The sequence below is a fragment of the Mycobacterium sp. 1165196.3 genome, assembly GCF_001673415.1.
GTDB lineage: Bacteria > Actinomycetota > Actinomycetes > Mycobacteriales > Mycobacteriaceae > Mycobacterium > Mycobacterium europaeum_A.
Genome location: NZ_LZLU01000029.1, coordinates 1 through 24202 on the forward strand (window position 1 = coordinate 1; position 24202 = coordinate 24202).

The window sequence follows — 24202 nt, forward strand, 5'->3', positions numbered from 1 at the left end:
GCTACGTCTTCATCGAGACCAAATCCGGCGTGACGCGCTGCCAGATCAACAGAGACACCGTCGGCTGTGAGGCGCCCTTCACCAACTCCCCGCTGCAGGACGGCGAGCACGCCAACGGCGTCAGCATCAACAGCGGCGGCAAAGTGCAATGGGTGCTGGGCAACCTGGGCGCCATCCCGACGGTCACCATCGACTACAAGACCTACGCGGCGCAGGGCTGGACCATCATCGCCAACGCCGACGGCACCCGCTTCACCAACGACCAGACCAAGCACGGCATGTTCGTCAGCGTCGAGAAGGTCAACACGTTCTAGGGACCCGAAAGATCAACCGTCCCAGACCAGATGGCCGTCGGGGCGGCGGCGGGCTCCCTCCGCGGGTCGGTGCGGACTGATCCGGCCGTCGGGCATCAGGTGTCGCACGGGCACCCCGCGGCCCAGCACCGCGACGTCGGCGATCAGCCGCCGGTGACAGCGCCACCAGACGCTCTCGCTGCACATCACCGCCGTGGTGCGCCGGCCCGCATCGGCGAGGACGTCGTCCAGGGCGGCGACGAACTCGGGCGTCCGGGTGTATGCGGCGTACGCCCGGAACGCGGCCACCGTCCACCAGCTGTCCGGCTCCGGTTCTCCGGCCGCGATATGCCGGCGCCCGCCGAGGCGGGGCTCCCATCGGTAGCCGATGTCATGTTGCGGCAGCCAGGATCCCAGGGCCTCGCGGCGCACGTCCGGATTGGTTCGACTGGCCGGGTATCGCCGCACGTCCACCACCAGCGCAACCCCCGCCCCGGCAAGCAACTCTGATAGCCGCTCCCGGCCGGCCGCCCCATGCCCCACGGTCAGCAACACCGGTTCCATGAGCACAGCTTGCCCGGGCGGACCGGGGCGATCTGAATTGATTACCTAGCCTGCGTTAGTAACCTTGCCGGTGAGCTCGGGAGGGGTGGCGATGCGAACGGGATTGATCAGCGGTCGGGCGGGCGACTGACGACGCCATGCAACTGCAATACCTCAGCATCCCGGCGCTGATTGCCGCGGCCGGTGGCGACCCCTGGGCGATCAACGCAAGCTTGCAAGCGGGGAGCCCACTGCAGATTTCCAACCTCGCGGAGGCCTTTCGCAAAGCGGGGCGCTGCACACAAGAGGCCAACGACGCGTTCGAGCAGGCTCGCACCCGGTTCGAGGCCGCCTGGAATCACCAGGATGGCGATCATCCGATCACCGGCTCCGATGAAGTGCAGCGGGTGACGAAGGCCCTTGGGGCACAGTCGCTGCAGATTCCGAAGATCGGCGCGGACCTGGAGAACATCGCCGCGACCTTGGCCGAGGCGCAAAGAACCGCGGCCGGTCAGATCGCGTCGCTGGAAGCCCAGCTGCAGGAACTCGATGAGCTGATCGGCGAAGCCGACGAGATGGAAGACGACGACGACCTCACCCAGGCCGATATCGACGCGCTCGAAGCGTTCATCGCCGGCCGTGAACAAGACGCGATCCGCGACACCAAAACCGCGCTGGCCCGGCTGCAAGCGACGCGCGACGGCTACTCCAAGTCGTTTCAGGATGCGATGGGCACCCTGCACGCCGACGGTTATGACACCGTCGGCCCCCAGGCAGGACCGGCCCCGGCACCGTCCGACCAACCCGGCCCGGCACCGGCCGGCCAGCCCGGCGGGGGTCCCGCGTTGGCCCCGACGAAGGGGGAGGTGGCAACCGGGGCCGCGGGAGCGGTGGCCGGTGGCACCGCCGACGGCGTGCGCCAGGCGACTACGAAGTTGATCGCCGAGTCCCCCGGTACGGGTCCCGGGAAGGCGGATCCGGCGTTGTTGAGGTGGTTTGAGGACCCAAAAATCGGCGGAGTCGAACTCAAGGGCTTCTCGCGCGTCAGCATGGTGGTGGGTGCCGCCAGCGCGGTGCCCGCCGTCATGTCCGACATCAAGGATGGAAATTCGGTGCCGGAGGCAGTCACCCGGGAGACGGCCGGAACCGCCGCCGGGCTCTGGGCGGGCGCGGCTGTTGGAGGCCTCGCCGCGGACGCGGCGGCCGGTGCAGCGATCGGCTCGGTCGTGCCGGGTGCGGGGACCGCCATTGGCTTGGTGGTCGGCGCCGGTGTCGGAGCAGTAGTCGCATGGGGCGGATCCAAGGTGGTCGGAGAGCTTTGGCAGCCGGTCTCGAATGCCGTCGGTAGCGCCGTGCACGGCGTGGAATCAGTTTTTGGTTTCGGATAGGGCGACGACGATGCGATTCGATGAGTTCGTAGCGAGGCACGGCGTTGCTCTGTCTCCGGTCGATCGGTTCGGAGGGCTTATGGTCGAGGTGCGGGTACCGCCTGGCTGGGAACCCTTCGATTCCGCCGTCGGACTCCGGGTGTGGGCTTGCCGCACCGACCCTCACATCGACGTGTTTGGCGCGAACGCGGTGTTGACGATGCATCGTGTCGAGGCCGCTCTGGACCCCGCCGAAGTATTCGCGATGCTGGCCGAGCAACAGTTGCAGTCGGTGCCGGGCTGTCACGAAGTGCACCGCGAAGTCCGCCCCGCCGGTGCATCTGTCGGAGTTCAGGGATTGCTTGTGATGCTGATCGCCCATGAGCTCGGCACTATCGATAGCGTCTCGCGATCGAGGATCATCCCCACTGAAAAGGAGACGTTGATCGCTCAACTCACGGTGACCGCGCTACACGATTCGCCAGTGGAGCGGGCCGGCATCGGGCTGGATGTCCATATGGGTGCGGCGCCGGTAAGTCCAGCTTCGGGGGATCACCACCGCAAGGCTCCCGCCACCACAACGCGAGACAACGGCTAATGGCCAACGCTCAAACGAGCGGCAAGTGGGGGCGGATACTGCGCTACGCCTTCGGCGGCGCCATGTGCCTGATGGCGGTGGTTGCGATGTCGGTGGGAGTGCAGTGGTACTTGTCCCTGATCGCATTCTGTACGGCGCTCATCTTCATCCTCGGCAGGCGTCGGATTTTTCGGCCAGGAGTCAACCGGTCTGAAGACGAGATCGTCTGCCGCTACCTTCCCTGGTACGAGGGAAATGCTTACGTCTTGAACGTGCTGGTGCCGGCGCTGGGCGTGGCCAGTGTCGGCGCGGGTTATGCGCCCGGCAATCCGGGATGGCTTCGGTTCACCGGCATCACCCTGCTGATCCTGACGCCGGTCTTCGTGTTCAGCGCAGTGCGTATGTGGCGTCGTTGCCTGCTGGCCATCTCCCCGTCGGCGCTGACCGTGCGTTTGGCTGGACCCAAAGACGAGCTGACCGAAATCCGGCGTGATTGCGTTCGGGGCATTGAGCCCAAGATCGTCCCGAATGGGGTGAACGGACAGTCACTGCAAGTCGAGATTGCCTATCGCGCAGCGGATCTGACCAGCAAGACGGTGCTGCTCGGCCTCCAATTGAGCGTCCAGCCCATCAACCTTCTCAACGCACTGCTGGCCTGGAAAGACGGCGCCTCCGACACCCCGAGCGCGCTGCTGGATCGGGTCGAACGGATTCTCCGCGGTCATTCAACGGCCGACGTGTGACCGGCCCGGTCAGACCTTGGCGCCCAGCCCCGCGATCAGGTTGATCGTCACCGCCAGGACGACCGCCCCGAGGAGGTAGGACAGCAGCGCGTGGCGCAAGACCGTCGCCCTGATCGTGGTCAGCCCGATCTCGGTGTCCGACACCTGGTAGGTCATCCCGACGGTGAAGGCCAGGTAGGCGAAGTCCCGGAAGCGCGGCGGCTCGGGGTCGTGGAAGTTGATGCCGCCCGGTTCGTCCGAGTAGTAGAGCCGCGCGTAGTGCACGGTGTACAGCGTGTGCACGGCGACCCAGGACGCGGCGACGGTCAAGATGCCGAAGACGGCGGCGGCCAGGGCTTCGTGGCCCGCGCGTGACCCGGCGGCCACCACGTAGCCGACCCCGCCCAGGCTCGCGACGCTCGCCGACAGGATGACCGCGTCGGCGATCCACCGGGTCGGGTCCTCCCGCGTCGCCCACCGGCAGGTCTGCTCGGCATCCATGCCGAACACGATGAGCTGCGTCCACACCACGTACGTTCCGGCGGTGACGATCCAGCCGGCCACCGCAAAACGCCAACCGGCGGTGTTGCCCACTACGACGGCGACGGCCACGCCGAGGGCCACGGACACCAAGATCCGGACCGCGCCCGTGTCCCGAAACAACTTCACCAGGGAGTCCACGATCTCGACCTAACCACCAAACGCGGGTCGTCGGACCACGTTCGGGCGCTCATCCGTGTCGACCCGGCCTAGGCATCAGGAGATTGGCAGGTGAGGTCAGTACGATCGGTGCCGTGGCATCCAATGGCCCACGCGACGACTTCCACAACCAGCCGACGCAGCATGGCGACTTCGGTGTGAGCGAACAACCGCCTACCGGCGAGATTCCGGCACCCGGTCCCCCGCCGCACCCGCCGCAGGGGTCCGAGCAGGCCGACGGCGGCGACCCGTTTGACCAGGAGAGCGAGCCGACCCCTTGGTACCGCAAGCCGGCGATGCTGATCGCCTGGCTGGTCTCCGTCGTGGTCCTGATCGGGCTCATCATCTTCGGCGTCATCGAACTCATCCACGGGCAGACCGGTGGCCACGGCCCCAACACGACGACGAGCACGACGCCGGCCACCACCACGACCACGACGACGCCGACGACCACCACGACCACCACCACGTCCTCGCCCGGCAGCAGCGCCCAAGAGCCGCCGGCGCAGCAGCCGACGCAACAGCAGCCCACCGGGGGACAGACCCAGCAGCCCTCGCATCGCCACCATCTGCCGCAGCTGCCGCCGGTAATCACCGTTCCGGGGGTGCCGAATCCGGTCACCGTGCCACCGGGCCTGCGTTAGCGAGTCGTGGCGAGCCCCGCCACGGTTCCATGGCAGCGCGCCGGAGAAGCCCTACACTCGCTGCAATCCACGGTCGCTACGGTGAGGACCACCGTGCGACGGCAACGGGACGACTGACACAGGGGTGCGGGACATGAGCGAGTCGCTCGGCCTATCGATCGGCGTGGCCAAATTGGTAGCGGCCCGCGCGGGCAGCGCTCCGATCACCCGCAGCTCGGTGCTGACCCTGTTCGAGCAGCGGCCCACCGAAGTCGGCCTGCCTGAAGAAAACCCGAACCTGACCGAACCCGGCCTGGTGCTGCGAGGGTTCGTCGAACGCGTCGGCGACCGGGCGCCATTGGTGGCGGCCGACGGCACCAAGTACCTGGGCGCGGCGTTGACGGTCGAGGCGATCGAAGCGATGGCCCGGGCGGTCGGCTACGGTTCACCGATCACCATCGCGGTGCCCGCCTACTGGTCCGACGCCCAGTTCGCGGCGCTGCGGGAGGAGTTCTTCGCCCAGTCGGATCTGGCGCGCGGCGGGGTGGCACCGATGCTGGTTTCCGACGCCACGGCCGCGCTCGCGGCGCTGCGCGGCACTCCGGGATTCGGGGCCGACGGCGTAATCGCCCTGTGCGACTTCGGCGCCGGCGGCACCACCGTCACGCTGATGGATGCCAAGGCCGGCTTTGCGCCCGTCGGCCCTGCCGCGCGGAACACCGACTTCTCCGGCGATGCGATCGATCAGCTGATCCTCGATCACCTGCTGGCCTCCGACGTCAGCACCGCCATGCTCGGCGGGGCAGCACGGGTCGGGTCGCAGGCGCGCCTGCTCGGCGCCTGCCGGCGCGCCAAGGAGCAACTCTCGACGGCCGCGGTGGGCACGATCGCCGGGGCTTCGGGCGACGGCGCCCAGCTGACCCGCACCGAATTCGAGCAACTGCTCGCCGCACCGCTGGACCGGTTCCTCACGTCGGTCGACGAGTCGTTGCGCCGCAACGGAATTGCGAACGCCGGGCTGAGCGCCGTGGCGATCGCCGGCGGTGGCGCGAACATCCCGCTGCTCAAAGCGCGATTGTCGCAGCGCTTCGGGGTGCCGGTGCACAGCACCGCGCAGCCCGCGCTCAGCGCCGCCCTCGGCGCGGCGGTGCTCGGCCCGCACTACGCGTCGGGCGTCGCCCCGACCGCCGCGGCCGCGGCGGTGGAAACACCGACGGAAATGGTCGGCAACGCCGGGCTCGACATGACCCAGGCCGCCTGGGCCGCCCAAGCCACCGACGTCGACGACGCCCTGGCGTGGTCGCAAGACGCCGACAACGACGAGCCGGTGCCCTACACCGGCCGCGACGCCACCGGCGAATACGCCAACGAGGCAAGGGAATTCGACGACGCGACCGGCAGCCGCTACGCCACCGCCCAGGGGCGGCTGCCCTGGTACAAACGCACGGCGCTGGTGTTGAGCGTGGCCGGAGCGGGCGCGGCCGTGCTGGTGGCCCTGATCTTGGCGATCAACCTGTTGCTCACCAAGTCCACCCCCGTCACCCCGGGGCCTTCGACCAGCCCGGCACCGCCGCAAACGGTCACCATCACCGGACCCAACGACAGCACCACCGTCACGGTGATCCCCGCGCCCCCGCCGCCGCCCACCGAGGCGCCGGCCACCACCACGACGCCCGCGCCGGAGCCGTCGACGACAACCACGACGACGGCGCCGCCGAGCACGACGACCACCACCGCGCCGCCCACCACGACGTCGCAGGCGTCCACCACCGCGGCGCCGACGACCACCCGCACGCGGCCGTTCCCGCCCATCTTTCAACCGCCGTTCGGGCACTGACGAGCCGAATTACGCCCGGGCCGCCAAAGACCCCCGGCAAAAGGTCAATTAGCGAAATTTGGTGGCGCTCATCACTTCGACAGGCGTCACATTGGGTGAGTGGGTACTAATCAGCAGGCCAGAGGCACCGGTGAACTGCCAAGTTAGGGCAGCCTTTCTCGCGCTGAAAGCCGCGGAGATGTAACTATGAGCGGGGCTTAAGCAGGCAAATAAGCACAGGCCGAATTTATCTATGCATTGGGGAGACCTTCTGTGACAACGCAGATGCTCATCAGGCTGATCGTGGGCATGGGCATGACGCTGGTCGTGGCCGCACTCGCCGCACGGCGTGTCCTGTGGCTGTTCAAGCTGATCACGTCCGGCAAGCCGGCCCCGGGACACACCGACGAGCCGGCCAAACGCGTCTGGGCCGAGGTCTCCGAGGTGTTCGGTCAGCGCAAGCTGTTGAAGTGGTCGATCCCCGGCCTGGCGCACTTCTTCACCATGTGGGGATTCTTCATCCTGCTCACGGTCTACATCGAGGCCTACGGGCTGCTGTTCCAGGACAACTTCCACATCCCGATCATCGGTCGCTGGGACGTGCTGGGCTTCCTGCAGGACTTCTTCGCGACCGCGGTCTTCCTCGGCATCGTCACCTTCGCCATCATCCGGTTGATGCGCAGCCCGAAGGAGATCGGACGTCAGTCACGGTTCTACGGCTCGCATACCGGCGGTGCCTGGCTGGTGCTGTTCATGATCTTCAACGTCGTCTTCACCTACGTGTTCGTGCGCGGAGCCGCGGTCAACAACGGCACGCTGCCCTACGGCAACGGCGCCTTCCTGTCGCAGCTGTTCGGCGCCATCCTGCGCCCGCTTGGTCAGCCCGCCAACGAGATCATCGAGACGACGGCGCTGCTGCTGCACATCTTGGTCATGCTGGCGTTCCTGATCATCGTGCTGCACTCCAAGCACATGCACATCTTCACGGCGCCCATCAACGTCATCTTCAAGCGGCTGCCCAACGGCCTGGGCCCGCTGCTGCCGCTGGAGCACGACGGCAAGCCGATCGACTTCGAAAACCCGCCGGACGACGCCGAATTCGGCCGCGGCAAGATCGAGGACTTCAGCTGGAAGGCCATGCTGGACTTCGCCACTTGTACCGAGTGCGGGCGCTGCCAGTCCCAGTGCCCGGCGTGGAACACCGGCAAGCCGCTGTCGCCCAAGCTCGTCATCATGGACTTGCGCGACCACTGGATGGCCAAGGCGCCCTACATCCTCGGTGACAAGGAGAGCCCGCTCGAGAGCACACCGGAGGGCGGAGTCGGCGAGAAACTGTCCGGCGAGAAGCACGCCGAGGTCCACCACGTGCCCGAGTCGGGCTTCGGCCGCGTCATGGGGTCCGGCCCCGAGCAGGCCACCCGGCCGCTGGTCGGCACCGAGGAACAGGGCGGCGTCATCGACCCCGACGTGCTGTGGTCCTGCGTGTCCTGCGGCGCCTGCGTCGAGCAGTGCCCGGTGGACATCGAGCATGTCGATCACATCATCGACATGCGCCGCTACCAGGTGATGATGGAATCCGAGTTCCCCTCGGAGCTGTCGGTGCTGTTCAAGAACCTGGAAACCAAGGGCAACCCGTGGGGCCAGAACGCGTCGGACCGCACCAGCTGGATCGACGAGGTCGACTTCGACGTGCCGGTCTACGGCGAGGACGTCGACAGCTTCGACGGCTACGAGTACCTGTTCTGGGTGGGTTGCGCCGGCGCCTACGACGACAAGGCCAAGAAGACCACCAAGGCCGTCGCCGAGCTGCTGGCCATCGCCGGGGTGAAGTACCTGGTGCTCGGCACCGGCGAGACCTGCAACGGCGACTCCGCGCGCCGCTCGGGCAACGAGTTTCTGTTCCAGCAGCTCGCCCAGCAGGCCGTCGAGACGCTGGACGGACTGTTCGAGGGCGTGGAAACCGTCGACCGCAAGATCGTCGTCACCTGCCCGCACTGCTTCAACACCCTGGGCCGCGAGTACCGCCAGCTCGGCGCGAACTACTCGGTGCTGCACCACACCCAGCTGCTCAACCGCCTGATCCGGGACAACAAGCTGGTGCCGGTAACGCCGGTGTCCCAGGACATCACCTATCACGATCCCTGCTACCTGGGCCGGCACAACAAGGTCTACGAGGCGCCGCGTGAGCTGATCGGGGCCGCGGGGGCGAACCTGACCGAGATGCCACGCCACGCCGAGCGCAGCTTCTGCTGCGGTGCCGGCGGCGCGCGGATGTGGATGGAAGAGCACATCGGCAAGCGCATCAACCACGAACGCGTCGACGAGGCGCTGGCCACCGGGGCCGCCACCATCGCCACCGGCTGCCCCTTCTGCCGAGTGATGGTGACCGACGGTGTCAACGACCGTCAGGAAGAGGCCGGCCGCAGCGGTGTCGAGGTGCTCGATGTCGCGCAGATCCTGCTGGGATCCCTCGAGTACGACAAGGCGACGCTGCCGGAGAAGGGCACGGCCGCCAAGGAGGCCTCCGAAAGGGCCGAAGCGCGCGCGGCCGAGGCGCCCAAGGCCTCGACGGCCACCGCGACCGCCCCCGCCGAGGCACCGGCCGAGGAGGCACCCGCCGAGGAGGCACCCGCCGAGCCGGCCCCGAAGGCGCAGACCGCGGCCGCCCCCGCCAAGGGGCTGGGCATCGCCGGCGGGGCGAAGAAGCCGGGCGCCAAGAAGGCGGCGGCCGCACCGGCCGCAGAGGCCAAGGCGGACACCGCCGCACCCGTGAAGGGGCTGGGCATCGCCGGCGGCGCCAAGCGACCCGGCGCGAAGAAGGCCGCACCGGCCGCCGAGGCCGCCAAGACCGAGGCACCGGCCGAAGGCGGCGAAGCCAAGGCACCCGCCGGCCCGGTCAAGGGCCTGGGGCTGGCCGCGGGCGCCAAGCGACCCGGCGCCAAGAAGGCGGCATCGGCCGCCGCCAAGGCCGAGGCGCCCAAGGCCGAAGCCACCTCGGAAGCGGCCCCCGAAGCCGAGACCGAGACCAAGGCCGAAGCCAAGGCACCCGCGGCGCCGGTCAAGGGGCTGGGCATCGCCGCGGGCGCCAAGCGGCCCGGCGCCAAGAAGGCGGCGCCAAAGGCCGACGCCCCCAAGGCGGAAGCGCCCAAGGCGGAAGCCCCTGAAGCGGAAGCGCCCAAGGCGGAGGCTGCCAAGGCCGAAGCCGAGCCGGCGCCGAAAGCGGAGCCGGCAAAGGAGACCAACGGCGACGATGCACCGTCGCAGCCACCGGTCAAAGGCCTGGGCATCGCCCGTGGGGCGCGTCCCCCGGGCAAGCGCTGACCTGTGTCTTTGCCGCGTGATAGCAAATTTCAGTGGACAGTGATGGCACCATTAGTGGTGTGACCACCCATCACCTGCCCCTGCACGCGTCGGCTCATCACCGGCCGCAACGCAGTTTTGCGCAGTCGTCGAAGCTCCAGGACGTCCTGTACGAGATCCGCGGGCCGGTGCACGCCCAGGCCGCGCGGCTGGAGGCCGAGGGGCATCGCATCCTCAAGCTCAACATCGGCAACCCGGCGCCGTTCGGCTTCGAGGCGCCCGACGTGATCATGCGCGACATGATCCAGGCCCTGCCGTACGCCCAGGGCTACTCCGACTCGCAGGGCATCCTGCCCGCCCGCCGGGCCGTGGTGACCCGCTACGAGTTGGTCGACGGATTTCCCCGCTTCGACGTCGACGACGTCTATCTGGGCAACGGGGTGTCCGAGCTGATCACCATGACCCTGCAGGCCCTGCTCGACAACGGCGACGAGGTGCTGATCCCGTCGCCCGACTACCCGCTGTGGACGGCGTCGACCTCCCTGGCGGGCGGCACGCCCGTGCACTACCTGTGCGACGAGACGCAGGGCTGGCAGCCCGACATCGCCGACATGGAGTCCAAGATCACCGAGCGGACCAAGGCGCTGGTAGTGATCAACCCAAACAACCCCACCGGCGCGGTCTACACCAGCGAAGTCCTCACCCAGATAGTCGATCTGGCGCGCAAGCACGAGCTGCTGCTGCTCGCCGACGAGATCTACGACAAGATCCTCTACGACGACGCCAAGCACATCAACCTCGCCACGCTGGCGCCGGACATGCTGTGCCTGACCTTCAACGGCCTGTCCAAGGCCTACCGGGTGGCCGGCTATCGGGCCGGCTGGCTGGCAATCACCGGGCCCAAGGACCACGCCAGCAGCTTCATCGAGGGAATCAACCTGCTGGCCAATATGCGCCTGTGCCCCAATGTTCCGGCGCAGCACGCGATCCAGGTGGCCCTGGGCGGCTATCAGAGCATCGACGACCTGGTGCTGCCGGGCGGCCGGTTGCTCGAGCAACGCGACGTCGCATGGACCAAGCTCAACGAGATTCCGGGCGTGTCCTGCGTCAAACCGGCCGGTGCGCTTTATGCGTTCCCCCGGCTGGACCCCGAGGTCTATGACATCGACGACGACGAACAGCTCGTCCTCGATCTGCTGCTGCAGGAGAAGATTCTGGTCACCCAGGGGACCGGCTTCAATTGGCCGGCACCGGATCACCTGCGCATCGTGACGCTGCCCTGGGCCCGCGATCTGGCGGCCGCGATCGAGCGGTTGGGCAATTTCCTGGTCGGCTATCGACCGTAGGCACCGGCGCGGGCGCCTCTAGTCTCGACCGGGTGACCCACTCGCACTCGCACAGCCTGCCGCCGGGCCCGTCCGCCGTCGATCCGTTGCCCGCCAGGATCGTCGTGGGGTTGTTGGTCGCGATCGGCGTGGCGGTCGCCGTCGGGGCGATCGTGTTGTGGCCCAGCCGGCAGCACGTCGACATCCCGATGCCGCTGCAGAACGCCGCCGGCGGCGCGGTGAGCACGCAGGCCGGGCACGTGTTGTCCAGCGGGATGGGCGACTGCGGCAGCGCGTCGGTCAGCCAGGTTCTCACCGGCGCGCCGCAACAGGCGCCGCCCGGCGCGGGACGCTGCGTGCTGACCCAGGTGTCGATCGACTCCGGCCCCAACGCCGGCGCCCAGACGCTGCTGGAGTCCTCCCCCGGCCCGGGACAGCCGAAATTCGCGGTGGGCGACCGCATTCGGCTCGTCCGCCAGGTCGACGACCAGGGCGCCACCAGCTACGCGTTCTACGACTTCGAACGTGGTTGGGCGCTCGCCGGTTTGGCGATCGCGTTCGCGGTGGTGATCGTGGCGGTGGCGCGGTGGCGCGGGCTGCTGGCCCTGGTGGGCATCGTGGTCGCGTTCGTGGTTTTGGTGACGTTTTTGCTGCCGGCGCTGCGCGACGGCGCGCCGGCGGTGCCGGTGGCGCTGGTCGCGTCGGCGGCCATCCTGTACGCGGTCATCTATCTCGCCCACGGGGTCAACCTGCGGACCAGCGCCGCGCTGCTGGGCACCCTGGCGGCCCTGCTGCTGGCCGCCGGATTATCTTGGGCGGCAATACAACTGGCGCAGCTGACCGGCTTGTCCGACGAGCAGAACAGCACGGTCAGCGCGTATCTGGGCAGCGTGTCGATCGGCGGCCTGCTGCTGGCCGGCTTCATCATCGGGTCACTCGGTGTACTCAACGACGTGACGGTGACCCAGGCCTCGACGGTGTTCGAGCTCGCCCACCTCGGCGGCTCGCGGCGGGCGATCTTCGTCGGCGCCATTCGGGTGGGGCGCGATCACATCGCCAGCACGGTCTACACCCTGGTGCTGGCTTACGCGGGTAGTTCGCTGCCGCTGCTGTTGCTGTTCAGCGTGGCCAACCGCTCGTTGACCGACGTGTTGACCAGCGAGAGCGTGGCCATCGAGATCGCCCGCTCCGCGGTGGGCGGCATGGCGTTGGCGTTGTCGGTACCGCTGACGACGGCGATCGCCGCGGTGCTGGCCAAACCTACTGAAATCGGCTCCGCTCCAACAGATCCAGCAGATAGCCGCCGTAGCCGGACTTGAGCAGGCTCTGGGCGCGCTCGGCCAGCTCGTCGTCGGTGATCCAGCCACGCCGCCACGCCACTTCCTCGGGCACGCTGACCTTCAGGCCCTGCCGGCGTTCCAGGGTGCGCACGAAGTCGCTGGCATCCAGCAGCGAGTCGAACGTCCCGGTGTCCAGCCAGGCCGTGCCGCGGGCCATCACCTCGACCGAGAGCCGGCCCCGGTTCAGGTAGATCTGGTTGACCTCGGTGATCTCGTACTCGCCGCGCGCCGATTTCTTGAGACCCTTGGCGATTTCGATCACGTCGTTGTCGTAGAAGTACAAACCCGGCACCGCGTAATTGGATTTGGGTGTCTTGGGCTTCTCCTCCAGCGACAGCGCCCTGCCGTCGTCGCTGAATTCGACGACACCGTAAGCCGACGGGTTGGCCACCCAGTACGCGAAAACCGCTCCGCCGCTGATGGATTGAAAGCGGCTCAGGCTGGTACCCAGGCCCGGGCCGTAGAAGATGTTGTCGCCCAACACCAATGCCACCGGCTCGTTGCCGATGTGGTCGGCACCCAGCACGAACGCCTGGGCCAGGCCGTCGGGCTTTTCCTGCGTCACGTAGGTGATCTTGACGCCGAATTGCGAGCCGTCGGCCAGCAGCCGCTGGAAGCCCGCCGCGTCGTGCGGGGTGGTGATCACCAGGATGTCGCGGATGCCGGCCATCATCAGGGTGGACAGCGGGTAGTAGACCATCGGTTTGTCGTAGACCGGCAGCAACTGCTTGCTGATGCCCGTGGTGATGGGATGCAGGCGGGTGCCCGACCCGCCGGCCAGGATGATTCCGCGCATGGATAGCTCCTAATGCCTTGATCGGCCCTACTCGACGGCGTCGGACGCGGTGAGCTCGGTGGCCGCCAGCGCCGAGGCCAGGCTGTCGTGCCGGAACACCGAGGTGACGTGGTCGCGCACGACGCGAAACGCCAACGCGTTGGTGGCCGCCTCCGGACCGTCGGGGCTGGTCGCTTTCTGTTCGGCGACGACGATGCCGTCGTGCACGTACAGCTGGCCGAGCTGGGTGCTCGCCCGGTGCGAGCCGGCCCAGGTGCGCAGCGCCTCGTGGCCCTGTGCGGCTCCGTGCGCGTCGCCAATCTCGATGTCATCGCTGGACAGCGCGGTCAACGTCTCGAGGTCCGCGGCGTTGAGGGCGTCATGCCATGCCAGAACGGTGGCGATCTCCGATGTGGTCATGGTGTGCAAATTACCGTGCGGCCCCGCGGCTAGAGAGGCGTACGGTCCAACCAGCGCTTCCACACGCCGTCGTCGCCGAACAGCTCGACGCCCGTGTCGGCCACCGGCCGCCGGCGCAGGAGCGCCAGCAGCAGCTCGGTCGCGCCCCCGCGCAGCGCGGCGCTGCCCTTGCCGTGCTGGTGTGACCAGGCGACCCGGCCGTCTTCAACGGTGATCGTCCATTCGCCGGCCTCCCCCAGCCCGGGATCGGTGGCGTGCAGGTGCAGGGTGTCACCCTCCTCGAGCGGTAGCGGCGCGCCCTGGGCGCCCGCCTGGATCGCCACCCGCTCCAGCCATTCGGTGATGCCGTCGGCCGCCACCTCGGCGTCCAGGGTGTATTCGGCGCCCAGCGCGATCACCGCGTCGGCCCGATGCACCGCGACCTCGTGCAACCGGCGCCGGACCCACCAGTTCGCCGGGCGCGACCCCAGAAACGTCCAGACCGGCGTTTGGACCCCGGTCAGTTCGACGGCGTCGATCAGCCGCTGGGCGCCGCCGTGCAGCCACGGGATGGCACCGGCGGGATCCGGCGGCGGCTTGCCGCCCTCCACCGTGCGGGGGTCGAGGTAGCTGTCGAGGCGCTGACTCACGATCTGCGCCGCCCAGCGATCGCCGCGCCCGACGTGGCGGAAGAGCTGGCGCAGGGTCCAGTCCGGGCAGGTGGGGACCGGCGTGGACTCGTCGACATCGCGGAAGAGCTCCCCGAAGGCGCGGTTCTCGTCGAGGAATTTTCCGGCATAGTCCACGCGGGTCAGGCTACTCGCCGGGCCGCGCGCCCTGCGGTCCCGCGTGCCTTGCGGCGACACCGGCGCGCACTGCAGACTCGTCGTCGATGTCCGGCCCGCCGAATGCCCTTGTCCCCGAGAGGTGCTCATGCCCGACGCCAATGTGAGCCTTCCGGTCGCCCGCACGGCAATTCGCGAGTTCTGGGAGCGCGAGGGTGCGCAATACGACCAGCGGGCCGCCCACGGCATCTCCTCGGAACCCGAACGTCGACGGTGGACGGACGCCCTGAGTCCGATCCCGCCGGCTTCCCGCGTGCTCGACGTCGCCACGGGCACCGGCTTTGTCGCGCTGTTGCTGGCCGAGCTGGGCCACCAGGTGACCGGCGTCGACGCATCCGCGGCCATGTTGGCGCACGCTCGCGCCAAGGCCGCCGACGGCCGGGTGGCGGTCACGTTCGTCGAGGGCATGACCGAGAAGCTGCCGTTCGCCGACGCCAGTTTCGATGCCGTGACGGCCCGGCACTTCATCTGGACGGTGCTCGAGCCGCGGCGGGCCTTCGCCGAATGGCGCCGGGTGCTGGCCCCGCGTGGGCTGGTGATCGCCGACATTTCGCTGAATCCCCATGTGGCCGGGCATCACTACGCCGACGACGTCGCTGCCAGCCTGCCATTCCGTGAGATCCCGGATCCGGCACCGGTTGCCGACGCGCTGCGCTCGGCCGGGTTCGACGACGTCGACGTCGAGCTCTTCGACGACGGCGGCGAATACCCCCGCGCGGTGCTGTACGCCCGCACATGTTCGACTGAACCTGTTGTGCGGCAAGCTAATTGACATCGCGCGGCATGCGCGCCGGCATCCGACGGTGAATCGTTTGCGTTCAATCTGATTCCAACCGTCGCCGGCCGCGGGAAACCGCGCTGAGCTGGGCGGGCGCCGCCGAAGATCCCCGTGGCGGGAAGGGCTGCGCTCGACCGCGACCCGGCACTGCAACGAAGATGGGGCGCGCGGGCGATCGTCGTCGCTGCGGTCTCTTTGTGCCCCACTCGCGCCGCTCATTTCGCCCGTCACGACGCTTGCGCGTGGACCCGGCCGGCCGACCATCGGAGACCCTCAATGACGATCGCAGCGCAGGGCAGCACCGATCTTTCGGCCCCGCCCGGCGGCGCGGAAGCCGGACCCGGCATGCGCCGGGTGGCCCTGGCCAGCCTCGCCGGCAGCGTGCTGGAGTGGTACGACTTCTTCCTCTACGGCTTCGCGGCCACCCTGGTCTTCGGTCCGCTGTTCTTCCCGCGCGCCTCCTCGACGGCCGGAGTGCTTGCCGCGCTTGGCACTTTCGCCGTCGGCTTCGTCGCCCGGCCGCTGGGCGGCGTGTTGTTCGGGCACCTGGGCGATCGCCTCGGGCGCAAGAAGATGCTGGTGGCCACGCTGTTGATCATGGGGATCCCGTCCTTTCTGATCGGACTGCTCCCCAGCTACGCCGCGATCGGCTGGGCGGCGCCCGCCTTGCTGGTGCTGTTGCGTTTCCTGCAGGGCGTCGGGCTGGGCGGTGAGTGGGCCGGGGCGGTGCTGGTGGTCACCGAGACCAGCCCCCAACACCGCAGCGGCTTTTGGGGATCGCTGGTGCAGACGGGCTCGGCCGTCGGCCAGGGGTTGGCCACCGGATCGCTGTTCATCCTGGCCTCGACGCTCAGCGCGCACAGCTTTGTGACCTGGGGCTGGCGGGTGCCGTTCCTGTTCGGCCTCGCGCTCGGTGTCGTGGGCCTGTTCATCCGGTTGCGGGTGATCGAGTCACCCGAGTTCACCGCGCTGCGGCGCAGCGGCGAGCTGTCACCGTTCCCGTTGCGCGAGGCGGTTCGCCAGCACGGCCGCACGATGCTGATCTGCTTTGCGGTCTATCTCGGCGGCGTGACGGTCCCGTTCTTCATCGAGACCGTGTTCCTCACCGGCTACGGCACCAAAACCCTTGGCCTGTCGTCATCTTCGGTGCTGCTGGGCATCTCGGCCGTGCACGTCACCGTGTTCTGGGCGTTGACCGTACTGGGCGGTTGGCTCGCCGATCGCTACGGCGCAGACAAGGTGATCCGCGGCGGCCTGCTCGCACTGCTGACGCTGCCCGCTGCGGGGCTGCTGGCGGTGCTGGCCGCCTCGGCGACGCTGCCGTCGCTGCTGACAACCGAGGTGCTGATCGGCGCGCCGCTGTGGGTCGTCTGGGGCGCGCTGCCCAAATACCTCGCCGAGTCCTTCCCCGCCCGGGTGCGCTACACCGGAATGTCGTTGTCCGGCCAGAGCTCCACTATCATCGGCGGGCTCATTCCGCTGCTGCTCACCTCGGTGGTGGCCCACTACGGCGGGGCGTTGTGGCCGGTCGCGGTGACCACCACCGCCGTGGCGGCTATCGGCCTGGTCGCGTCGCAGGTGGGCTCACCGGCCCACGCCCGCGAGCGGGTGTCAGGCAGCCCCGAAGAACTCGCCCTCTAGCGGCTCCGAGCGGCGTCCGTCGGGCCCCACCGGGATGTCGCCGACCAGCGTGATGCGGTGCAGCACCCGCTCCTGGCCCAGGTGCTCGTAATCGCGCGGGGCGAGGTGCAGCGTGGCCCGATTGTCCCAGAACGCAACGCTTCCCGGCTCCCACTTGAACCGGACCGAGTACTCCGGCCGGGCGATCTGCTCGAACAACAGGTCCAGGACGTACCGGCTTTCCCGGGGTGACAGGTCGACGATCTCCCGGGTGAAGAACTGATTGACGTAGACCACCTTCTCGCCGGTCTCGGGATGCACCCGGACCACCGGATGGATCGACGCCAGCGGATTGCTGCGCACCAGGTCCCCGATCTTGGCGCCGCTGCGCTCGAAGGACAAGGTGGCGCCGAACCGGTGCTCGGCGCGCAGCCCGTCGATGAATTCGCGAATCAACGGCGAAAGGCCTTGGTAGACGGCCGCCACATTGGTGAACAGCGTGTCACCGCCGAAGGGCGGGACCACTTCGGCGCGCAGTATCGAATGCGACGGCGGGTTGATCAGAGGTGTCACATCGGCATGCCAGTTGGGGCCGTTCCAGCCCTCCTTGTGCCGGTACTCCGAACCGTACCGGCGGTCGTAGGCGGTCGGCGACACGGTATGGATCTGCGGGAAACCCGCGGGCGCGGAATCGCCTTCGTAGGGATGGGCCGAGGTGACCTCACCGAATTGGGCACCGAAAGCGATCTGCGTGGCGTGGTCGAGTTCCTGGTCGCGGAAGAACACCACCTTCCACCTGTGCAGGGCCGACCGGATGACGTCCTTTTCCGCTTCGCTCAGCGGCGCGGCCAGGTCGACGCCGTCGATCACGGCTCCCGTCCAGCCCGACAGCGGAACGACTTCGATATTGGTTTCGGTGGCAGCGGTCGTCGTCAAATCGCTCAATCCTGTCAAGTGTTTGAAAATGCATGCGGTATAGCCTTTTTGAGGCTATCGACAATGCCACCACCGGCAAGCGTTTGTATCGTGCTGAAGGAAAGCCCGCAGCGCTCGGCGTTAGGGCCGCGGCGCGCCCAGGCGGTAGACCCGCCAGCCCGCCCGCTGCCAGCGGGCGGCGTCCAGGCAGTTGCGGCCGTCCACGATGACGCGGGCGCGGACCCGGTCGGCCAGGTCGTCGGGATCCATGTCGACGAACTGGCGCCATTCGGTGAGCACCAGCACCGCATCGGCGCGCTCGCAGGCCTCTTCGACCGAGACCGCGTAGTTCAGCGTCGGGAATAGTCGCTGCGCGTTGTCCAGGGCCTTGGGGTCATAGACGTTGACGGCGGCCCCGTTGAGCTGCAGCTGGCCCGCGACGTTGAGCGCGGGTGAGTCACGCACATCGTCGGATTCGGGTTTGAAGGCGGCACCGAGGACGGCGATGTTGGCGCCCAGCAGCGAGCCGCCGCAGGCCGCGCTGGCCAGTTCTACCATTCGGGTGCGGCGGCGCATGTTGATGCTGTCGACCTCGCGCAGGAACGTCAGCGCCTGGTCGGCGCCCAGCTCGCCGGCGCGCGCCATGAAGGCCCGGATGTCCTTGGGCAGGCAGCCTCCGCCGAAACCCAAACCGGCATTGAGGAATTGGCGTCCGATCCGTGGGTCGTAGCCGAGCGCATCGGCCAGCAGGCTGACGTCCGCGCCGGCCGCCTCGCACACCTCGGAAATGGCGTTGATGAACGAAATCTTCGTTGCTAGAAAGGCATTGGCGGAAACCTTGACCAGCTCCGCGGTCTGCAGATCCGTCACCAGGAACGGCACCCCGGCGTCGAGCAGCGGACCGTACAGCTCGCGAACGGCGGCCTCGGCGCGCGTCGAATCCGGTTTGATGCCCAGCACGATCCGGTCCGGGTTGAGGGTGTCCTGCACGGCGTAGCCTTCGCGAAGGAACTCCGGGTTCCAAGCGATTTCGACGTCGACCCCTTGGGGAGCCAGCCCGGCGGCCCGCTGGTTGAGCTCGGCCGCGGTGCCCACCGGAACCGTCGACTTGCCGACCAGCACCGCCGAGGTCGTCAGCCGCGGCACCAGCGCATCGATGACGGCATACACGTGGCGCAGATCAGCGCCGTATTCGCCCTTCTTCTGCGGGGTGCCTACGCCCAGGAAGTGCACGTCGGCGAAGTCGGCGGCCGCGTCGTAGTCGGTGCTGAACCGTAGCCGGCCGGCGGCCAGGTTCTCCTGCAACAGCTTTCGCAGGCCTGGCTCGTAGAAGGGGATGTCGCCCCCGGCGAGCTTGGCCACCTTGCCGGGGTCGATGTCGATCCCGAGCACGTCGTGTCCCAGAGCCGCCATCCCAACCGCGTGGGTGGCACCGAGGTAACCCGTGCCGAACACGGTGCATCGCATACAACCGGTGTAGGCGGCCCCGATGAGCTGACTGCATCGCAGGGCTAATCGGGAGGCAAACGGCAGATGACAGATGGCTGCCGTCAGGCCCTAGGCGCTCGCTGGGGGTTAGTGGCGACCGAAACCGCCGTGACCTCCGCCGAAGCCGGGGAAGCCGCCACCGCCGCCGCCGTGGCCACCGCCGCCGCCGGGGAGTCCGGGGAAGCCGCCGCCGCCACCACCGTGTCCGCCGCCACCGTGCGGCCCGTCGTCACCGCCGCCGTGCGGACCGAAGCCGCCTCCGGGGGGTCCACCAAAGCCCGGTCCGCCAAGGCCCGGGATCGGCAGCGGGATGGGCACCGGGATAGGCGCCACCGCGGGCGGAGGGGGCGGCGGAGCCACCGGCACCGGAGCGGGAGCCTCCGGCACCGGCACGGGTGCGGGAGCCGCCGGCGCGGGAGCCGGAGCGGGCGCCTCGGGGGCGGGAGCGGGCGCCGGGGCGGCCGCCGGAGCTGGAGCGGGCGCCTCGGGCGCCGGAGCGGGTGCCGCGGGCGCGGGTGCCTGCTCGGGAGCGGGAGCCGCGGGCGCCGGAGCCGGCCGGGTGGGCGCCACCACGACGTTCTGATTCGGGCTGGGCCGCACGTTGGCCGTCGGCCGGATGGCGATGGCCAACGACACGACCAGCGCCACCACGCCGATGACGAAGATCGCCGCCACCGCGCTTCCGACCAGCCGGAACGAGCTGCGCTCGTGGTAGTCCGCGTCGACCAGCGCCGTCGCGGCGGTCTGCGAGCCGGTGAAGAACTCGTCGGGATCGTCGGGCACGGCGCTGTAGGCGAGTCCGTCCGCGCCGGCCTCACCCGGGGTTTCGAAGTAGCCCGGCGCAACGGCCAACGGGTTGATCGCGCCGGTGCCGGGATCCTGCGCGTAGGCCAGGGCCGCGGTGGACGACGAGAACAGCGGGGCGTTCGCCGACGCCAGCGCCGCGCCGCGGGCCAGGGCCGTGTCCGGCTCCTCGGGCGCCGTCAGCGGCAGCGTGGTCGCCGCCTCGAGGGCGGGCTTGATCATCGGGATGTCGATGCCGGAGCCGACGACGAACACGGCGTCCGGGCGCGTCTCCAGGTTCTCCGCGCTGGACACCATCGCGGCCAGCTGGGCGACGGCCGCCTCGTCGTCGGCGGGCAGGGCCTGCCGCTGGACGTCGGCGACGGATCCGTCGGCGCTATTGACGACCGCCAGCGTCGCGGTGTCGGGCTCGATGTAAAGCAACGCCGTATTCGCGTAGTTGGTCTGGTGGCCCACCGCCTGCGCCAGCGCGGCCGCGGCCAAGAAGGCGGAGACGAGCATCACATTTTCGACCTTGTGAGCCGCCAGCTTGTCGCGCAGCGCGGCGGCCTCGAGCGGGTCGGTGAACGTGACGCCGGTCGACGCCAGTTGATAGCCGCCCTCTGCCGCGCCCTGACGGGTCCCCAAGATGGCCGAAACTACCTGGTCCGAGGCGGTTACCGTTGCTGCATCGGCAGCGGCGGCGACGTCGAAATTGTCTTCGTCGACGGTCGCGCCGTCGCCGTTTTCCCCCTCGACCAGCACCATCCGGACTGCCGTCGGCGCCATCGACACACCAAGTACGGTGTCCAAAGCTCCTCCAATAGTCGGTTGCTAGCCAATAACGGTGAGGGCGGGCTCGTCGCACGAATTGGTGGCGCGAGAGATCGCTTGGTCCCCACCGTTATTCCCCTAGTAACCCGATTTTACGCTCGTTCGCCGCCGCGGGGGTGGCGCGGGACCGGGCCTCGGCCGGCCTACGGGGAAGGAATCCCAGGCCCCAGATGGCGGTGCAGCCAGTCGTCCAGGTTGTGGTGGTCGCCGGAATGCGGTGAGGGCTGCGGCGGCGACTCGGGCGCCGGGGGCGGTGCCGCCGGGGCGGCGGGCGGCGGGGGCGGTCCCGGTCGGCTGGCGTCCGGATGCTGCGGGGCGACGACGTTCGTGCCGACGTCGGGCCGCTGGTCGGCGGGCGGCCGGTTCCCGAAGATCAGTGCCAGCGTCAACGCCGCGACGCCGCCGAGGAACACCGCCGCGACGGCGGCGATGGTCAGGATCGACTTGCGGCTGCGGCGCTGCTGCGCCGGGGTGCCCGAGAGCCGGTGGGCGTCGGAGGCCGGGTCGTCCTCGGCGCTGTAGGCGAGCTCGGCCGCCGCGGCCGAGGCGGTCTGCGTGGCGCTCATCGCGACCGTTCGCGGCGCGCCCAGCTTCGCGTTCGCCGCGGCCAGCGAGGCGCCGCGCGCCAGGGCCATCTCGGGTTCCTCGGGCGTCGTCACCGACAGGGCGGTCGCCGCCTCGAGCGTGGGTTTGATGGAGGGAATGTCGACCTCCGAGCCGACCAGGAACAACCCGTCGGGCCGCGCGCTCATCGACTCGGCGTCCGAGACCATCGCGGCGAGTTTCGCTAGTGCGGCGTCGTCGTCGCCGGGCAGCGGGTGCCGATGCACGTCGGTGACCGTCCCGTGCGAGGTGTCGACGACAGCCAGGGTCGCGCTGTCCGGTTCGACGAGCAGCAGCGCCGTGCGGGCCCAGTTGGTCGCGCTGCCCATGGCCTGCGCCAGCGCTGCGGCGGCCATGACCGCCGAGACCAGCATGACGTTCTCGATCTTTCGCGCGGCCAACGCGTCTCGCAGTGCCGCCGCCTTGACGGGGTCGGTCCAGCTCACTCCGCTGGACTTGAGCCGATACCCGCCTTGGGCCGCGCTGTCCCGGGTTCCGAGAATGGCCGCGACGACGTGATTGGCTGCGGCGATGGGGGTTTCGTGGCCGGCGACATCGAAACCGTCCTGATCGACCGTCACCCCGCTCGCGGCTTCGCCTTCGACGAGCACCATGCGGACGGTCTCAGGTGCCATAGACACGCCAAGTACGACGTCCACCACTCCTCCACATCGTCCGAAATTGGTAGCCCTGCCCAGATCCGCCACCCTAGCGCGCCGGGTTCGGCCCGCCCGGGAACCGCGAGGGCGCTATCGGTGGCCGAAGCCGTGACCACCGCCGAAGCCGTGGCCGCCAAACCCGTGACCACCACCGAATCCGTGACCCCCGAAGGGTCCGTGGCCGCCGAAGGGTCCGTGACCGCCGAACGGGCCGTGACCGAACGGGCCCTGACCGCCGAGGGGCCCGTGACCGCCGCCCAGTCCGGGTACCGGCAGGCGGGGCGGCGGAACGAACACCGGCGGGGGCATGTCCCCACACCACCGGCGGGCGGTCCCAGCGGCGGGCTTGGCGGCTTCGGCGGTGGTCACGCTCCGGCTCCCGGCGGCGGCGGTGGCTTCGGCGGTGGTCACGCTCCGGCTCCCGGCGGCGGCGGCGGTGGCTTCGGCGGTGGTCACGCTCCGGCTCCCGGCGGCGGCGGCGGCTTCGGCGGTGGTCACGCTCCGGCTCCCGGCGGCGGCGGTGGCCTCGGCGGCTTCGGCGGCGGTCACAGCGGCGGCGGCTTCGGTGGTGGTGGCGGCTTCGGCGGTGGTCACAGCGGCGGCGGTGGCGGCCTCGGCGGCGGAGGCGGCGGCGGACACCACTAGTCCGGTTTGCCAACTAACACACAGCAACCGGCGCCTACTTCTCCCAAGAACACGCGCGTAGGGTCGGGGTATTGAGGCCGGCAAAAAGATGCCGCCTCTGCCGCCAGAATTTCATCAGCCCAGCAACATGTGCGGGCATGCGGCCCGCGCTCTGCGGTGACAGAAATCCTTGGTGATCACTGAACAGTGGTGTTGCCGACGGGGGGCGTCGAGCGACACGAATTGGGCAGAGGGAGCTTAAGCGGTGGTGGGCATCGTGCTTGGCGTCTCGATGACGCCGACGAAGGTGCGCATGGTCCTGGTCGAAGGGGAGAGCGCCGACGGAGTCACCGTCGACGAGGACGACTTCGACGTCGACACCCAACGCACCGTCGACACCCAACGCACCGCCCTGCCCGGCACCGGCCCCACCGAGGTGATCTCGGCCATTCTCGGCACCCGGGAAGGCGCCGCCGAGGGCGGCTACGAACTGCTGTCGACGGGCGTGACCTGGACCGACCACGTCGAAGCGGCGATGCTGCGCGACGCCCTCATTTCCCACAAGGTCGAAAACGTCATGCTGGTCTCGGCCTTCATGGCCGCGGCCGCGCTGACCCAGGCCGTGGGAGACGCCACCAACTACGCGCGCACCGCGCTGCTGTTCGTCGAGCCCTACAGCGCCACCCTGGCCGTCGTCGACACCGCGGACGGCTCGGTCTCGGAGGTACGCCGCAGACCCCTCGCGGACGACGAAGACGAAGCGGTCGCCGAACTCGTCGACATGGCCTCCGGCGCCGCGACGCTCGAAACCCACCCCGAAGGCCTGGTTCTGGTCGGCTCCGGCGTCGACATCCCGCTGATCAAGCCGGTGCTCGAGGCCGCGACCTCGCTCGAGTTGTCCGTGCCCGACGAGCCAGAGATGGCCCTGGCGCGAGGCGCCGCGCTGGCGGCGGCGAACGCGCCGCTCTTCGCGTCGTCGACGGCCGCGCTGGCCTACGCGCTGGATCCCGGCACCGGCGAGGTCGACCCGATGCTGTTGGCCGGGCAGCATCCCGGCCTGCTCCCGGGATATCAGCCCGGATACCGCAGCCGCATCGCGGCGCTCGCCGCCGACGCCGACAAGGGCAAGACCAACGTCGCCTACAGCGCCGTGCCGGACGATGAGGCCGAGGCCAAAACGATCATCGCTTCCGACGAACGCGCGCGCCAGCGCAGGTCCTTGATGCTGGTCAGCAGCTCGCTGGCGGTGATCTTCATCGCGGCGGTGGTGGCGC

21 protein-coding genes and 1 pseudogene are annotated in these 24202 nt (G+C 69.1%); 12 read left to right on the forward strand and 10 right to left on the reverse strand.

All coding sequences use genetic code 11. The features are described 5' to 3' along the window. Positions 1-314 (forward strand): annotated as a pseudogene (locus A5659_RS03260) (hypothetical protein); the annotation flags it as partial. A gap of 12 nt (positions 315-326) precedes the next feature. Here A5659_RS03260 and A5659_RS03265 read toward each other — a convergent pair. Next, positions 327-848: a DUF488 family protein gene (locus tag A5659_RS03265; RefSeq protein WP_067179305.1), complete on the reverse strand. Its 522-nt coding sequence runs from the start codon at positions 846-848 to the stop codon at positions 327-329. Positions 849-994: 146 nt separating this feature from the next. Between A5659_RS03265 and A5659_RS03270 the strand changes: the two genes are divergently transcribed. Genes A5659_RS03270 through A5659_RS03280 form a run of 3 tightly spaced genes read left to right on the forward strand, consistent with a single transcriptional unit; the run spans position 995 to position 3523 of the window. Further along, positions 995-2224, forward strand: a complete 1230-nt coding sequence (locus A5659_RS03270) for a hypothetical protein (RefSeq protein ID WP_067144314.1) — start codon at positions 995-997, stop codon at positions 2222-2224. 10 nt (positions 2225-2234) lie between these two features. Next, the gene (locus A5659_RS03275) at positions 2235-2801 is read left to right on the forward strand and encodes an LpqN/LpqT family lipoprotein (RefSeq protein ID WP_066865918.1); all 567 of its coding nucleotides are present in this window, start codon (positions 2235-2237) and stop codon (positions 2799-2801) included. After that, positions 2801-3523, forward strand: a complete 723-nt coding sequence (locus A5659_RS03280; protein ID WP_066877509.1) for a hypothetical protein — start codon at positions 2801-2803, stop codon at positions 3521-3523. Before A5659_RS03275 ends, A5659_RS03280 begins: the two co-directional genes overlap by 1 nt. A gap of 9 nt (positions 3524-3532) precedes the next feature. On the opposite strand, the gene A5659_RS03285 is transcribed toward A5659_RS03280, so the two are convergent. Further along, positions 3533-4183, reverse strand: coding sequence for a DUF1345 domain-containing protein (locus tag A5659_RS03285; protein ID WP_067179290.1), 651 nt, complete (start codon positions 4181-4183; stop codon positions 3533-3535). Between the two features lie 113 nt (positions 4184-4296). Here A5659_RS03285 and A5659_RS03290 point away from each other — a divergent pair, with 113 nt between their 5' ends. The 5 genes from A5659_RS03290 to A5659_RS03310 all read left to right on the forward strand — a co-directional run bounded on the left by A5659_RS03290 (position 4297) and on the right by A5659_RS03310 (position 12584). Then, positions 4297-4845: a hypothetical protein gene (locus A5659_RS03290; RefSeq protein WP_067179292.1), complete on the forward strand. Its 549-nt coding sequence runs from the start codon at positions 4297-4299 to the stop codon at positions 4843-4845. A 133-nt stretch (positions 4846-4978) separates the two neighbouring features. Next, positions 4979-6661, forward strand: coding sequence for an Hsp70 family protein (locus tag A5659_RS03295; protein ID WP_067179293.1), 1683 nt, complete (start codon positions 4979-4981; stop codon positions 6659-6661). Positions 6662-6913: 252 nt separating this feature from the next. Further along, positions 6914-9961 (forward strand): (Fe-S)-binding protein, encoded by a 3048-nt coding sequence (locus tag A5659_RS03300; protein WP_067179295.1) that lies wholly within the window; start codon positions 6914-6916, stop codon positions 9959-9961. A gap of 32 nt (positions 9962-9993) precedes the next feature. Further along, positions 9994-11286 (forward strand): pyridoxal phosphate-dependent aminotransferase, encoded by a 1293-nt coding sequence (locus A5659_RS03305; protein WP_066862361.1) that lies wholly within the window; start codon positions 9994-9996, stop codon positions 11284-11286. 32 nt (positions 11287-11318) lie between these two features. Further along, positions 11319-12584: a YibE/F family protein gene (locus A5659_RS03310; RefSeq protein WP_066862365.1), complete on the forward strand. Its 1266-nt coding sequence runs from the start codon at positions 11319-11321 to the stop codon at positions 12582-12584. Here A5659_RS03310 and rfbA read toward each other — a convergent pair. The 3 genes from rfbA to A5659_RS03325 are packed head-to-tail and all read right to left on the reverse strand — an operon-like array spanning position 12526 to position 14585. Then, the gene (gene rfbA / locus A5659_RS03315; RefSeq protein ID WP_067179296.1) at positions 12526-13401 is read right to left on the reverse strand and encodes a glucose-1-phosphate thymidylyltransferase RfbA; all 876 of its coding nucleotides are present in this window, start codon (positions 13399-13401) and stop codon (positions 12526-12528) included. The genes A5659_RS03310 and rfbA overlap by 59 nt on opposite strands. Before the next feature lie 27 nt (positions 13402-13428). Further along, on the reverse strand, positions 13429-13800 hold the full coding sequence (locus tag A5659_RS03320) for a nuclear transport factor 2 family protein (protein WP_066862372.1): 372 nt from the start codon (positions 13798-13800) through the stop codon (positions 13429-13431). A gap of 29 nt (positions 13801-13829) precedes the next feature. Then, the gene (locus A5659_RS03325) at positions 13830-14585 is read right to left on the reverse strand and encodes a maleylpyruvate isomerase family mycothiol-dependent enzyme (protein WP_067179307.1); all 756 of its coding nucleotides are present in this window, start codon (positions 14583-14585) and stop codon (positions 13830-13832) included. A 127-nt stretch (positions 14586-14712) separates the two neighbouring features. Between A5659_RS03325 and A5659_RS03330 the strand changes: the two genes are divergently transcribed. Further along, positions 14713-15396: a class I SAM-dependent methyltransferase gene (locus tag A5659_RS03330; protein ID WP_067144320.1), complete on the forward strand. Its 684-nt coding sequence runs from the start codon at positions 14713-14715 to the stop codon at positions 15394-15396. Between the two features lie 282 nt (positions 15397-15678). Beyond that, on the forward strand, positions 15679-17043 hold the full coding sequence (locus A5659_RS03335) for an MFS transporter (RefSeq protein WP_067179298.1): 1365 nt from the start codon (positions 15679-15681) through the stop codon (positions 17041-17043). On the opposite strand, the gene A5659_RS03340 is transcribed toward A5659_RS03335, so the two are convergent. The 5 genes from A5659_RS03340 to A5659_RS28380 form a co-directional block, all read right to left on the reverse strand. After that, positions 17014-17958, reverse strand: a complete 945-nt coding sequence (locus A5659_RS03340; RefSeq protein WP_067179309.1) for a TauD/TfdA family dioxygenase — start codon at positions 17956-17958, stop codon at positions 17014-17016. The two genes, A5659_RS03335 and A5659_RS03340, sit on opposite strands and share 30 nt — an antisense overlap. A gap of 120 nt (positions 17959-18078) precedes the next feature. Further along, complete coding sequence (locus A5659_RS03345; RefSeq protein ID WP_066862380.1) at positions 18079-19404, reverse strand: UDP-glucose/GDP-mannose dehydrogenase family protein; 1326 nt, start codon at positions 19402-19404, stop codon at positions 18079-18081. A 108-nt stretch (positions 19405-19512) separates the two neighbouring features. Then, positions 19513-20997: a hypothetical protein gene (locus tag A5659_RS03350; protein WP_231997722.1), complete on the reverse strand. Its 1485-nt coding sequence runs from the start codon at positions 20995-20997 to the stop codon at positions 19513-19515. A gap of 188 nt (positions 20998-21185) precedes the next feature. Then, the gene (locus tag A5659_RS03355; protein WP_067179311.1) at positions 21186-22304 is read right to left on the reverse strand and encodes a hypothetical protein; all 1119 of its coding nucleotides are present in this window, start codon (positions 22302-22304) and stop codon (positions 21186-21188) included. A gap of 90 nt (positions 22305-22394) precedes the next feature. After that, on the reverse strand, positions 22395-22946 hold the full coding sequence (locus tag A5659_RS28380; RefSeq protein WP_067179300.1) for a hypothetical protein: 552 nt from the start codon (positions 22944-22946) through the stop codon (positions 22395-22397). Between the two features lie 247 nt (positions 22947-23193). Here A5659_RS28380 and A5659_RS03365 point away from each other — a divergent pair. After that, a partial coding sequence (locus tag A5659_RS03365; protein WP_067179302.1) for a hypothetical protein occupies positions 23194-24202 on the forward strand: 1009 nt, incomplete at its 3' end.